We start from the raw sequence: 13699 nt of genomic DNA, 5'->3' as shown, positions 1-13699 counted from the left end.
CGTATGAAAACTTACCAAGAATGGCAAGCCCTTCGTAACACGATCAGCCTACATTCCGATGCCTACATTAATGGTGCTTTCACACCAGCACAAAGCGGTGACAGGTTTGATTGCATCAATCCTACGGACGAGTCCTTGCTGGCAAAGGTCGCCAGCTGTGATGAAGCGGACGTGAACCTTGCTACCGCGGCGGCTAAAGCGTCCTTTAAAAGCGGTGCTTGGTCAAACATGGCGCCCAATAAGCGTAAACGTATCCTACAGAAATGGGCCGATTTGCTAGAAGAACACCAAGATGAATTGGCCTTAACTGATACCTTAGATATGGGTAAGTCGATATCGGAAATGGTTGGTATTGACGTGCCTGATTCGATCGATAGCCTACGCTGGTCAGCAGAATGCATTGACAAGTTGTACGGTGAAATAGCACCAACGAATCCTGATAATTTAGCCCTAATTAGCCGCGAGCCATTGGGCGTTGTTGCCATCATTACCCCGTGGAACTATCCATTAATGATGGTGATGTGGAAAATTGCACCAGCATTGGCCGCAGGTAATAGCATCATTTTAAAACCATCTGAGAAATCACCTTTGAGTGCACTCAGAATTGCCGAGTTAGCAACGCAAGCGGGGGTTCCAGATGGCGTATTCAACGTCCTCCCAGGTTTTGGTCACACCGCAGGAAAAGCCCTTGCTCTGCATCATGATATAGGCACCTTGGCGTTTACTGGTTCTAGCCGTGTTGCGGGTCTATTAATGCAATACGCGGGTCAATCCAATATGAAACGCGTTTGGCTAGAAGCAGGCGGTAAATCCCCTTGTATCGTCTTTGAAGATTGCAAAGACATTCAAGCGGCCGCCAAAGGAGCTGCAACCGCCATCTTCACCAACCAAGGGGAAGTTTGTATCGCATGTTCGCGCTTGTATGTTCACAACAGTATCAAAGACGCCTTCATGGTCGCCTTACTCGACGCTGCCAAAACCTACGTACCTGGTGATCCATTAGACCCAGCCACCAAAATGGGACCAATGGTCGACAAAGCACAGCTTGATACCGTGACCGGCTTTATTGAGAGTGCCATTGCTGATGGCGCAACATTGGCGTTAGGTGGCGTGCCCGATTACCAAGAAGGCCAGGGGTTCTATGCAAAACCGACTATTTTTACCGATGCAAGTCACACGATGACATTCGTTCAGGAAGAGATTTTTGGTCCCGTACTCGCGGTCATGACATTCGATACCGAAGCCGAAGCCATTGAATTGGCAAACGATTCCAAATACGGCTTAGGCGCGGCAATTTGGACCAATGATTTGGGCCGCGCGCACCGCGTCAGTCGTCTATTAGAGTCCGGTATGGTATGGGTCAATACTTGGGGCGATGGCGATACAACAGTACCCTTTGGTGGCGTTAAAGCCTCAGGAAACGGCCGAGACAAATCTTGGCATGCGCTAGAAAAATATACCGAGATTAAAAATACCTGGATCAGCCTGAAATAGGCTAATACTAAGATGGATAACACGTCGTTAAATGAACAGGGGCATCAATAGCCCAGCTTTTTACACTAGTGGGTGCGCAGATTAAAGCGTCTACGCGCCATAGGAGAGGTTCTATATGTCGTCCCCTACACATGCAAATTCATACTACGCAGACTCTGCAAATGATAAAGCCATTCGTCCACAGCTAACGGGTGAGCATCGTTGTGATGTCTGTGTCGTTGGTGCTGGGTTTACTGGCATATCAACGGCATTAAGCCTAGCGGAAAAAGGCAAGCGCGTTATTGTGGTTGAAGGGTCACGCATCGGCTTTGGCGCTTCTGGTCGCAATGGTGGCCAAATCGTTAACAGCTTTAACCGCGACATTGATTATATCTTCAATAATTATGGCGATGACATAGGCCATAAAATGGCAAAAATGGCGTTTGCCGGTTCTGAACTGATTCGTCGCCGCATCAAAAAATACAACATTGATTGTGACTTAAAGCACGGTAACCTTTTTGCCGCTTGCAATAACAAACAATTCGAAGAACTCAAAGCCAAAAAAGCCCTGTGGGAGAGTCATGGGCATAACGAATTGGAGCTATTAACTGCTTCGTCTATTCAAGATCATATCGGCTCAGATCGCTATGCTGGTGGCTTACTGGACAAGAAGGGCGGGCACATTCAGCCATTGAACCTAGTTCTTGGCCAAGCCAACGCATTTGAAGAGCTTGGCGGACAAATATTCGAAGATTCCGAAGTAATTCGTTTGGAGCAAGGTAAATCAGGCAAGGTCGTCACCAAACAAGGCACCGTCATCGCGGATATGATCGTCGTCGCTGGTAACGCCTATATGTTTGGTTTATTGCCAGAAATAGAGAAAAAGGCCATGCCATGCGGAACACAGGTCATCGCAACCGAACCGCTAGCAGAAGAAATCCAAAAACAACTGTTACCAACAGATCACTGTGTAGAAGACTGTAACTATTTATTGGATTACTACCGCCTGTCGGGAGATGGCCGTCTTATCTACGGAGGAGGCACAACCTATGGTGCTCGTGATCCGGGTAAGATTGAATCCATCATAGTGCCAAAAATGCTAGAAACCTATCCAATGCTTAAAGACACTAAAATCGATTTTGCGTGGACAGGCAACTTTCTTCTAACCATGATGCGCATGCCGCAAGTGGGTAAGATTGGCGATAATCTCTATTATGCACAAGGCTATTCTGGCCATGGCGTGACCAACTCGCATTTAATGGGGGAGATTTTATCAGACGCTATTGATGGTGAAATGGAACGCTTTGATGTCTTCGCCAGCATGCCACAATATCAATTCCCCGGCGGTCGATTGCTACGCGTACCGTACACAGCTGTCGGTGCCGTGTATTACAATCTACGCGATAAGCTCGGCATCTAGTTTTCTATCATCTCTTCAATCAAACACACCTCTCGAAAGCGGTGTGTTTGATTTTAAGTAGAGAAGTGCGAGTATTCACTTACTTTTCATTTCAATAAATATAGAAACTTAACAATTCTAAGATCCATTTATGCTGATCGTTTAAAGCAATGATTTAGGCACTTAATGCATCGCTCTGCGAAGACTGAGCCGCTATAATATCGGTGATATTGTCTTCGATCCAATCTGCTAAACTGGCAACACGAGCAGACACTTCGAACCCTAATTCTGTCAAACTGTATTCCACATGTGGCGGGACAACAGGATACGAAGTGCGTAAAATAAAGCCATCTGATTCCAATGCTTGAAGGGTTTGCGCGAGCATCTTTTCACTCACCCCCGTAATCTTACGACGCAATTCACTGAAACGATGTGTTTGACCACTTTTTAAAGCAAACAGTACCAATACCCCCCAACGACTAGTGACATGCTTCAAAATATCACGGGAAGGGCATTTGTCTGAAAACACATCGCCTTTTTCAAACAAGCGCGACATACCATGCTGAGAATCTTGCAAATTATTTTCCATACTTACCTTTTTGTACGTACTTACTAAAAGTTTGTTAGTGATATATTCTACTTACATCAACTCAAAACTCAAAGGAGAATATTATGATTTTAGTTACTGGCGCATCTGGTCAACTTGGCCGTCTTGTTATTGATTCACTATTAGAAAACACTGCAGCGAGCAACATCATTGCAGCTGTTCGTAGTCCAGAAAAAGTCGCAGATTTGGCAGAAAAAGGCGTTCAAGTTCGTCAGGCAGACTACACAGACCAAGATTCTCTTGTTGCAGCAATGCAAGGCGTTGAAAAAGTATTATTGATCTCTTCCAGCGAAGTTGGACAGCGTACCGCTCAGCACAACAACATTATCAATGCTGCCAAACAAGCTGAGGTTTCTTTGATCGCTTACACCAGTATTTTGAACGCTGATACGTCACCACTCATTTTGGCAGAAGAGCATGTAGCGACAGAGAAATTATTGGCTGAATCAGGCGTACCTCATGTGCTACTTCGCAATGGCTGGTATTCAGAAAACTACACAATGGGTCTAGAAACCGCACTAGAATACGGCGTTGTAGGCTGTGCTGGAGACGGTAAATTAGCGACCGCGTCCCGTGCAGATCTCGCTGCCGCTGCTGCTGCTGTACTAGTCAAAGACGGACAAGCTGGTAAAGTATACGAATTGGCTGGCGATAATGCCTTCACGCTAAGCGAATACGCCGCAGCAATCAGCAAAGTAACAGGCAAAACGGTTGCTTACCAAAATGTTCCTGAAGCGGAATACACCAAGATTCTGGTTGGCGCAGGCTTACCAGAAGGCTTCGCGGCGATTCTTGCGGACTCTGAGGCAGGCGCTTCTAAAGGTGGCTTATTCAGCGAGAGCAAAGACCTATCCACACTCATTGGCCGTCCAACCACGCCAATTGAAGACAGCATCAAAGCGGCGCTGTAAGTACTTAAAGATCTTTATCTAGCAATAAAAAAAGCGGTTAGAGCTTTCACTCTAACCGCTTTTTTGTTGGTCAAACTAAGACTTAAACGTCTAGGTTCGCTACGCTCAAGGCGTTGTCTTGGATGAAGTTACGACGTGGTTCTACTTCGTCACCCATCAAGGTAGTGAACATTTGGTCAGCCGCAACGGCGTCGTCGATGGTAACGCGCAACATACGACGTGCTTCTGGGTCCATGGTGGTTTCCCAAAGTTGCTCAGGGTTCATCTCACCCAGACCTTTGTAGCGCTGGATGGTCATGCCGCGAGACGCTTCTTTCATCAACCATGCCTTCATGTCACTGATGGTTTTCACGGTTTCACGACGTTCACCACGTTGGATGTAGGACTCTTCACCAAACAATTCTGCTACGGTTTCCGACATAGCAACAATGCGTTTGTATTCTGGTGAGTTGAAGAAGGTGCCTTCGAAACGGTAACGGTTAGACACACCATGAGACATGATGTCGACTACTGGTAAGTAGATATTACGTTCGTCGTCTTTCTCTACAGAGAAGTCAAAACGGAAGCCAGTACGAGCATCTTGTGGCATTTGACTACGGATAGCTTCAACCCATTCCAATACAGAGGCTTCTTGAGTCAAGTCTTCTTGCGTTAGCGCTTTGCAGTACAGAAGCTTGCCCATTACATCTTTTGGATACACACGAGACAAACGATCTACATCCGCTTCAATGTGGATGAAATCACGCATTAGTTTCGCCAAATGCTCACCTTGAATGCCCGGAGCATCAGCGTTCACATGCATGTGAGCACCGTCTAACGCCACTTCGATCAAGTGTTGATCCAATGCAGCTTCGTCTTTGATATATTGCTCTTGTTTACCACGTTTGATTTTAAACAAGGGTGGTTGGGCAATGAAGATGTGACCACGTTCGATGATTTCTGGCATTTGACGGAAGAAGAAGGTCAAAAGCAGAGTACGAATGTGCGATCCATCCACGTCGGCATCGGTCATGATAACGATGCTGTGGTAACGCAATTTGTCAGCGTTGAATTCGTCACGGCCGATACCACAACCCAATGCAGTAATCAGGGTGCCGACTTCAACAGACGCCAGCATTTTATCAAAACGGGCTTTTTCGACGTTCAAGATTTTACCTTTCAAAGGCAAAATGGCTTGTGTACGACGATCACGACCTTGTTTTGCCGAGCCACCTGCAGAGTCACCCTCCACTAGGTAGATTTCAGAAAGCGCAGGGTCTTTTTCCTGACAATCAGCCAATTTACCCGGCAAGCCTGCGATATCCAACGCGCCTTTACGGCGAGTCATATCACGAGCACGACGTGCAGCTTCACGCGCACGAGCCGCATCAATCATTTTATTAACGATGATTTTGGCTTCACCAGGTTTCTCAAGTAAATACTCAGAAAAACGTTTCGCCATTTCTTGTTCTACGGCCGTTTTTACTTCAGAAGATACGAGCTTGTCTTTGGTCTGAGAAGAGAACTTCGGATCCGGTACTTTTACCGATACAATAGCAGTCAAACCTTCGCGGCTGTCATCGCCTGTCGTTGCGACTTTTTGCTTTTTCGCAAGACCTTCTTTTTCAATAAAGTTGTTCAACGTTCGCGTTAACGCACCACGGAAACCCGCAAGGTGAGTACCGCCATCGCGCTGAGGAATATTGTTGGTGTAACAATAGATGTTTTCTTGGAAGCCTTCGTTCCACTGCAATGCCACTTCAACAGCGATACCATCTTCTAGGTCATCACGTTGGCAAATAAAGTGAAAAATATCGTTGATTGGCGTTTTGTTGGTATTCAAATGCTCAACAAAAGAACGCAATCCGCCTTCGTAGTTAAAGAATTCTTCTTTACCAGAACGCTCGTCTTTTAATTTGATAGCAACACCAGAGTTCAAAAATGACAATTCACGTAGGCGTTTGGCCAAGATGTCATAATAAAACAAGATGTTAGTAAAAGTATCAGCAGAAGGTTTGAAATGAACCGTTGTTCCCTTGCCGTCAGAATCACCGACAATAGCAAGAGGGGCTTGTGGTACACCATGCTTGTAATGTTGCTCGTAAACTTTGCCGTTCTTACGGATCGTCAAGGTTAGTTCTTCAGATAGGGCGTTTACAACCGAAACACCTACACCGTGAAGACCACCAGAAACTTTATATGAGTTATCGTCAAACTTACCACCAGCGTGAAGTACCGTCATGATAACTTCGGCAGCAGACACACCTTCTTCTTCGTGCATATCAACCGGAATACCACGGCCGTTATCAGACACGGAAATAGATTCATCAGGGTGAATCAAGACGGTAATCGTGTCACAGTGACCAGCAAGGGCTTCATCAATGGAGTTATCCACGACTTCAAATACCATGTGGTGCAAGCCTGTGCCATCGTCCGTATCGCCGATATACATTCCTGGGCGTTTACGTACGGCATCTAGCCCTTTGAGCACCTTGATACTGGACGCTTCGTAATTATTTTCACTCATTTAACTCTCCTGCAAACCTTTGCTCAATAAAGACAATTCGCCGTTATTCATAGCAAATTGACGAACGTCTGTTGTATCGGCCCACGTAAAATCCGTTGTATCAGGCTCGACACTGGTAATAAAAATTTGGCTGTTTAGTGACTCCAACAACTGACACAGTTTCTGTCTGTGGTTGGCGTCCAACTCTGCTGGCAAATCATCCACTAAAAATACCAGAGGGCGACCCATATCAATCAGTAACTGCCCTTGAGCAATCTTTAACGCAGAAACCACCAGCTTTTGCTGGCCACGAGACAGGGTGTCTAATGCATCACCCGTCGCCGTTTTAACGCGTAAATCCGCTCTTTGGGGGCCAGTGTGCGTGTAACCTAATTCAATATCTCGCTCACGTCCTGCTTCCACAGCCATCGCTAAATTTTTCTGCGCATCCCAGCCCTGAAAGAACTGAAGATTCACCGAAAGCTCTGTGGTTAATTGCGATAAAACCGTCTCAAAATGCGGTGTTAACTTTTCCACATACGATTTGCGAGATTGATTGACTTGCTCACCCAGTCGGATCAATTCCTGATCAAATGCCGCCAATAAACTGAGGGATATTTTACCACGTCTGAGCAAGGTATTCCGCTGTTTTAATGCTTTTTGCCAACCTCGCCACGCTTGAATGAAGTCTTTATCAAAATGAAACGCTCCCCAGTCGATAAATTGACGTCGAATGCTTGGAGAACCCTCTAATAATCGAAAGGCATCGGGATTAATAAGCTGTACAGGGAGACGCTCCGCAAGCTCAATTACCGATTGCGCCCGTTGCCCTTGAATACGAACGTCAATTTGACCATCACGATAGCGCTGTAGACCCACTCGAATCGGGCTACCTTGCGTTTGATAAAGCTGTGCAAAGACGATACAAGCTTCATTTTCATGCTGAATATAGGTTTTGTGCTTATGGCTACGAAAGGAACGACCAAACGATAATAAATGAATGGCTTCTAAAACAGAGGTTTTACCGCTGCCATTTTTGCCAACGATCACATTCACTTGGGGCGAAGGTTCAAAGCGCACACTAGAAAGGTTGCGAACATGAGAGATGTCCAAACGCACCAGCGGCATAACTCTTAAACCTTAATAGGGGGAGGGAAGACAAGCCAGCAGGCGTTTGGTTTTCTCAAATGCCTGCTGGGTGATAGGTCTATTCATCTAGAAGAGAATTATAGACGCATCGGCATCACAACGTATTGTGCTGCGTGACTTTGAGCTTCTTCGATCAAGGCACTGCTGTTTGAGTCGTTTAAAGATAAACGTACTTCCTGAGAGTCTACGACACCCAGTACGTCTAACAAGTAACCCACGTTGAAGCCCACTTCCATATTGTCGCCTTGGTATTGCACCAATACGGATTCTTCAGCTTCTTCTTGCTCTGGGTTATTAGCAAAGACTTGCAACATGCCATTAGACAGAATCAAACGCACGCCACGGTATTTCTCGTTAGAAAGAATCGATGCACGCAGGAATACTTGACGTAATTCCAAACGATCAGCAATAACGATTTTTTCGTTGTTACGAGGAATAACACGATGATAATCAGGGAATTTGCCATCAACTAGCTTAGAAGTGAACACATAATCCGCGACTTTGGCACGAATATGGTTTGTGCCTATGGTTAGCTCAACCACTTCATCGGTATCGTTCAGCAAGCGGTTTAATTCCAATACACCTTTGCGAGGTACGATAACTTGCGTCAGATCACCACTTACTTGGGCGTCTTCAACGGCGGTTGCCAAACGGTGTCCATCGGTTGCTACTACGCGTAGTTGACCGTCAGCCACTTCTAACAGCATGCCATTAAGGTAATAACGCACATCTTGGTTCGCCATGGCAAAACCCGTACGGTCGATCAAACGACGTACACTGTTTTGCGCGATAGACACAGACAAATCACCTTGCATATCTTGGATATTCGGAAATTCATCGGCTGGCAAAGTAGATAAGCTAAAACGTGAACGACCTGAACGAATGACCGCTTTTTGGTCATCCAAGGTAAACTCAATAACAGCGCTATCAGGTAAACTTTTACAAATGTCCATTAGTTTACGAGCAGGCACGGTAATACGGCCTTCTTCGCATTCATCTAATGGCACATGGCCAACCAATTCGACTTCTAAATCAGAACCGGTAAGCGTCAGTACTTGGTCTTTTACTTCCACCAATACGTTGGCCAAGACAGGCATGGTTTGTTTGCGCTCTACAACGCCTGCCACTAGTTGAAGTGGCTTAAGAAGTGTCTCGCGGACGACTGAAAATTTCATTATTTTCCTCGTAAACTCAAAGTCTTAGACCATCAGGTGGTCAGAATTCGCATCAATTGTTTGTAGTCTTCACGGATATCCGAATCCGTATCTTGCAGTTCTTTAATCTTGCGAATCGCGTGCAAGGCTGTCGTATGGTCACGACCACCAAACGCATCGCCAATTTCTGGCAAGCTATGGTTGGTCAATTCTTTTGCTAACGACATCGCCACTTGGCGAGGACGAGCAACAGATCGACTACGGCGTTTGGACAACAGATCACTAATCTTAATTTTGTAATATTCCGCCACAATTCGCTGGATATTATCAATGTTAACCAGCTTATCTTGCAAGGCCAAAAGGTCTTTTAACGACTCACGAACAAAATCAGGCGTAATTGCACGCCCAGTAAAGTGCGAGTTGGCAATAACACGCTTTAACGCGCCTTCTAATTCACGAACGTTAGAACGTATTTTCTGCGCAATAAAGAAAGCGGAATCATAAGATAGCTTAATGCCACTTTCATCCGCTTTACGCATCAAAATCGCCACACGCGTTTCTAATTCTGGCGGTTCAATCGCAACGGTTAAACCCCAACCGAAACGCGACTTAAGACGATCTTCTAAGCCTTGAATTTCTTTTGGATAGCGGTCACAGGTCAAAATCATCTGCTGACCACCTTCTAAAAGAGCATTAAAGGTGTGGAAAAACTCTTCTTGTGTTCGGTCTTTACCGGCAAAAAATTGGATATCATCAATTAATAACGCATCCACTGAACGGTAATAACGCTTGAAATCGTTAATTGCGTTCAATTGCAGTGCTTTTACCATGTCGGCAACAAAACGTTCTGAATGCAGGTAAACCACCTTAGCATTCGGATTGTGACGCATCATTTCCGTACCGACGGCTTGCATTAAGTGAGTTTTACCTAGACCTACGCCACCGTATATAAAGAGAGGGTTATAAGCTCCGCCTGGATTTTCAGCGACTTGCAAGGCGGCGGCATGTGCCAGCTGGTTCGATTTACCCTCGATGAAGTTATCAAAGGTAAAAGAATTATTCAGGTTCGCGCCGTGGTTAATACCACCTTCAACTTGTACTTTACGTTTAGGCGCCGTTAACGGCAGTTGCCCCTGTTCATAAGGTTCAAGATCTCCACGTAATCCCGCTCCAGATAACGTTAATGGCGCTTCAAACTCAAGGTCTGCATTCGGGCTGCCTTCTTCGTCATCCATTAAGCCAAAACCCGGACGATAGCCAGACTCTCTTGCGACTTCATTATTTAAAGGATTAATAGCCGGTTCACTTGAGACCGGAGGAGGTGGAGGAGACATCTGATTAGCTTGGGCAAAATTTTGAGCTTTCACTGCCAGCTTTAAGGCCGGTGCAAGATCATCGCCAGCAAATTCAGATAATAATTCCTTTATGCGCGTTTGATATTTGTTACTCACCCAGTCCAACACAAAACGGTTTGGTGCACTTAGGCACAATTCTCCATTCGGCATCATTTCAGCCTGCAATGGACGAATCCAGGTGTTGAACTGAGATGTGGAAAACTCACTCTGCAAACGCTGCAGACAAAGATTCCAATGCTCCAAAGACACTGTAGACGTACTCCCTGGTTGAGTGACAGACAAGAAGCGGATTTTACATCGGGGATTTAAAGTTATCCACATATAAATGGAAAAAAACCGAACTTATCCCAAAAAGCAAAAATGTTAATAACATATAAGGTTATACACAGCAGTAGATAAAATAATATTACTGTGCATAAACCACATAGTTATACACATATAAAAATCCGGTTATTTTTATTTAATCCACATGTGGGTAAGATACTATCATTTTGTTTTTTATACACATTAGTTGGAATAAAAACCTCTCTGTGGATAATATTTATAAATGAAATATTCTTTATCCACTAACTCAGTAGAAGTCTGTGTGTAAGTGTTTAATGGATTGTGCAGCTATTTTTTTATCAATTAAGCCGCGCTAAGCATTGAATTTACTGAGGAAAGGCTCTAAAATCCGCGCCCTGATTTGACCAATCAAATGTAGAGGCTTGGCGGTCGCTAACCCTCAAAACTCAAACACTGCATTCAGTGAGAGAATTAAGATGAAAAGAACTTTCCAACCTAGCGTTCTAAAACGCAAACGTAATCACGGTTTCCGTGCTCGTATGGCTACTAAAAGCGGACGTCAAATCGTCGCTCGTCGTCGTGCTCGCGGCCGCAAGGTTCTAAGCGCATAAGTACGCTGATGACCGAATATTGTTTTCCTCGGCATGTCAGACTTCTGAATGCCGGGGATTATCAATCTGTCTTTAATGGCACTTCCTCCAAAGTCTTCGCAGGCGAATTCCTTTTATTGGCACGAAAACGAGATGATGACCAAACTCGGTTGGGTCTTATTGTGTCTAAGAAAACGGATAAACGCGCGGTAGGCAGGAATCGTATCAAACGTTTGGTGCGTGATTCCTTTCGTCACAACAAAATCCCTCTTTCTGGTCTTGATATAGTCTTCTTAGCACGACACGGTATTAAAGAACTGGAAAACGCCGATTTGCACAACCGACTCGATAAAGCATGGGCTCAGTTGGCAAAAAAAGCACAAAAACCTGCTCAAAATAAAAAACGCGACCAAACTAGACAGAAATAGGCTGAAAAAACTGCCAAAGGCTGGTTTAATAGCGCGTGATTTTTATAAGGGTTCTGTGAACCTATTGTCCAACCAAACAAATTAGTTGAATACCATGGATTTCAGACGTTACTTTTTATGGGGTGCGCTTTTTATCAGTGGCTACCTACTGTTTTTACAGTGGAGCCAAGATTATGGTCCTCAGTCCACTCAAAGCGTAGCTCAAAGCTCTCAGTCTCAATCAGAGACACAACCTCAAGTGAGCGATGATTTGCCTATGGCAACTCAAAGCACAACCGAAGCCAATGCCGAAATTCCGCAAAGTGTGACAAAAATCGCACCGGGGAAATTGATTGAAGTAACAACCGATACCCTTCGTGTTGCGATCAATCCTATTGGTGGTGACTTAGTTGAAGCCGCTCTTCTTCAATACAAAAAAGAATTAGGCAAGCCTGATCCATTTGTCATCCTAGAAGATGGCAGCGAGCGCACTTACGTGACTCAAAGTGGTTTGGTTGGTCAAAATGGTCCAGACGCTTCACCAGAAGGTCGCCCAGTTTACCAATCTGAGAAAACGGCTTACTCCTTAGCAGATGGTGAAGATTCTCTTGATGTGAACCTGTACTACACCGACGCAAAAGGCGTGAAATATACGAAAACCTTCCGCTTCATGAAAGGTAAATACCGTATTCGCCAATTGATCACCGTAGACAACACATCATCAGATACTTGGCGCGGCAATCTTTTTGCCCAGATCAAGCGTGACAATACGCCAGATCCAAGCAAAGCAACTAGCATGGGCCTACAGCCTTATCTAGGTGGTGCTATTTCTGATGAGCAAACCAAATACAGCAAGGTTTCTTTCTCTGACATGGAAGAAGAGCCAATTAAAACAACCACAACCAAAGGTTGGGTTGCTGTACTTCAGCATTACTTCGTATCTGCTTGGATTCCAGAGCAAGGTCAAAAAGTCACCTTACAAGCTCGTACTAATGGTGACTTTAACATCATTGGATTCACTGGCACGCCAGTAGAGATTGCACCGGGTAAACAAGGTACATTGAGCTCGACTTTTTATGTTGGTCCAAAACTTCAAGACCACCTTGAAAGTACAGCAGAAAACCTTGACCTAACCGTAGATTATGGTTGGTTGTGGTGGTTGGCTAAGCCGCTATTCTGGTTGCTGACTTTGATCCAATCTTTCGTTATTAACTGGGGGATCGCGATTATCTTGGTCGTAGTCTGTGTAAAAGCAGTTTTCTTCAAGTTATCAGCGACAAGCTACCGTTCAATGGCGAAAATGCGTAAATTCGGACCAGAAATTGCCAAACTGAAAGAAAAGTATGGTGATGACCGTCAGAAGATGTCGCAAGAAATGATGGCGCTTTACAAGAAAGAAAAAATTAACCCTCTGGGTGGTTGTTTGCCTATCTTGGTTCAGATGCCAGTTTTCCTTTCGTTGTACTGGGTATTAATGGAATCCGTTGAATTGCGCCACGCGCCATTCTTCCTATGGATTCATGATCTATCCGTGATGGACCCGTACTTCATACTGCCAATTTTGATGGGTATCAGTATGTTTGTTCAGCAATCATTGAACCCAACGCCTCCAGATCCAATGCAAGCGCGAATCATGAAGATCATGCCAGTGGCATTCTCCATCTTCTTCTTGTGGTTCCCAGCAGGTTTGGTTCTATACTGGGTAACAAACAACACCTTATCCATATTACAACAGTATGTGATTACAAAACGCATCGAAAAAGAAGCCTGATACTAAAAAGGCCCATGTTTCGATCAAAAAAGGCTTCCCATTGGGAGGCCTTTTTTACGTTTAGATTGCCATGCTTGTCTGGCTAACGGACAATGGCTAACAAACAAAAGTAA

The 13699-nt window shown here is 44.9% G+C and carries 11 protein-coding genes; 6 read left to right on the top strand and 5 right to left on the bottom strand.

Going from position 1 to position 13699, the window contains the following annotated elements; translation table 11 throughout:
* The first annotated feature begins 3 nt into the window (after nucleotides 1–3).
* Complete coding sequence (locus tag AC2A4J_RS00835; RefSeq protein ID WP_484174522.1) at nucleotides 4–1494, top strand: aldehyde dehydrogenase; 1491 nt, start codon at nucleotides 4–6, stop codon at nucleotides 1492–1494.
* A gap of 115 nt (nucleotides 1495–1609) precedes the next feature.
* A complete protein-coding gene (locus AC2A4J_RS00830; RefSeq protein WP_484174521.1) occupies nucleotides 1610–2893 on the top strand; it encodes an NAD(P)/FAD-dependent oxidoreductase in 1284 nt (427 codons plus the stop codon).
* Nucleotides 2894–3047: 154 nt separating this feature from the next.
* On the opposite strand, the gene AC2A4J_RS00825 is transcribed toward AC2A4J_RS00830, so the two are convergent.
* Nucleotides 3048–3461 (bottom strand): winged helix-turn-helix transcriptional regulator, encoded by a 414-nt coding sequence (locus tag AC2A4J_RS00825; protein WP_484174520.1) that lies wholly within the window; start codon nucleotides 3459–3461, stop codon nucleotides 3048–3050.
* An 83-nt stretch (nucleotides 3462–3544) separates the two neighbouring features.
* Here AC2A4J_RS00825 and AC2A4J_RS00820 point away from each other — a divergent pair, with 83 nt between their 5' ends.
* Nucleotides 3545–4390: an SDR family oxidoreductase gene (locus tag AC2A4J_RS00820; RefSeq protein ID WP_484174519.1), complete on the top strand. Its 846-nt coding sequence runs from the start codon at nucleotides 3545–3547 to the stop codon at nucleotides 4388–4390.
* An 82-nt stretch (nucleotides 4391–4472) separates the two neighbouring features.
* On the opposite strand, the gene gyrB is transcribed toward AC2A4J_RS00820, so the two are convergent.
* From gyrB to dnaA, 4 genes are all read right to left on the bottom strand, one after another.
* Nucleotides 4473–6896 carry a DNA topoisomerase (ATP-hydrolyzing) subunit B gene (gene gyrB / locus AC2A4J_RS00815; protein ID WP_255827303.1) on the bottom strand — a complete coding sequence of 808 codons (2424 nt, stop codon included), beginning with the start codon at nucleotides 6894–6896 and terminating at the stop codon, nucleotides 4473–4475.
* A complete protein-coding gene (gene recF, locus AC2A4J_RS00810; protein ID WP_255827302.1) occupies nucleotides 6897–8003 on the bottom strand; it encodes a DNA replication/repair protein RecF in 1107 nt (368 codons plus the stop codon). It abuts the gene before it with no gap.
* Between the two features lie 98 nt (nucleotides 8004–8101).
* Nucleotides 8102–9199 carry a DNA polymerase III subunit beta gene (gene dnaN / locus AC2A4J_RS00805; RefSeq protein WP_114410490.1) on the bottom strand — a complete coding sequence of 366 codons (1098 nt, stop codon included), beginning with the start codon at nucleotides 9197–9199 and terminating at the stop codon, nucleotides 8102–8104.
* 32 nt (nucleotides 9200–9231) lie between these two features.
* A complete protein-coding gene (gene dnaA, locus AC2A4J_RS00800; protein ID WP_255827301.1) occupies nucleotides 9232–10782 on the bottom strand; it encodes a chromosomal replication initiator protein DnaA in 1551 nt (516 codons plus the stop codon).
* Nucleotides 10783–11294: 512 nt separating this feature from the next.
* Between dnaA and rpmH the strand changes: the two genes are divergently transcribed.
* The 3 genes from rpmH (at nucleotide 11295) to yidC (ending at nucleotide 13586) form a co-directional block, all read left to right on the top strand.
* On the top strand, nucleotides 11295–11429 hold the full coding sequence (rpmH, locus tag AC2A4J_RS00795) for a 50S ribosomal protein L34 (RefSeq protein ID WP_084035504.1): 135 nt from the start codon (nucleotides 11295–11297) through the stop codon (nucleotides 11427–11429).
* A gap of 8 nt (nucleotides 11430–11437) precedes the next feature.
* Complete coding sequence (gene rnpA, locus AC2A4J_RS00790; protein WP_255827300.1) at nucleotides 11438–11836, top strand: ribonuclease P protein component; 399 nt, start codon at nucleotides 11438–11440, stop codon at nucleotides 11834–11836.
* Between the two features lie 94 nt (nucleotides 11837–11930).
* Nucleotides 11931–13586 (top strand): membrane protein insertase YidC, encoded by a 1656-nt coding sequence (gene yidC / locus AC2A4J_RS00785; protein ID WP_255827299.1) that lies wholly within the window; start codon nucleotides 11931–11933, stop codon nucleotides 13584–13586.
* Nucleotides 13587–13699 lie beyond the last annotated feature (113 nt).

Source organism: Marinomonas sp. ATLA20 (assembly GCF_057180105.1).
This window is presented reverse-complemented; position numbering and strand designations above follow the sequence as displayed.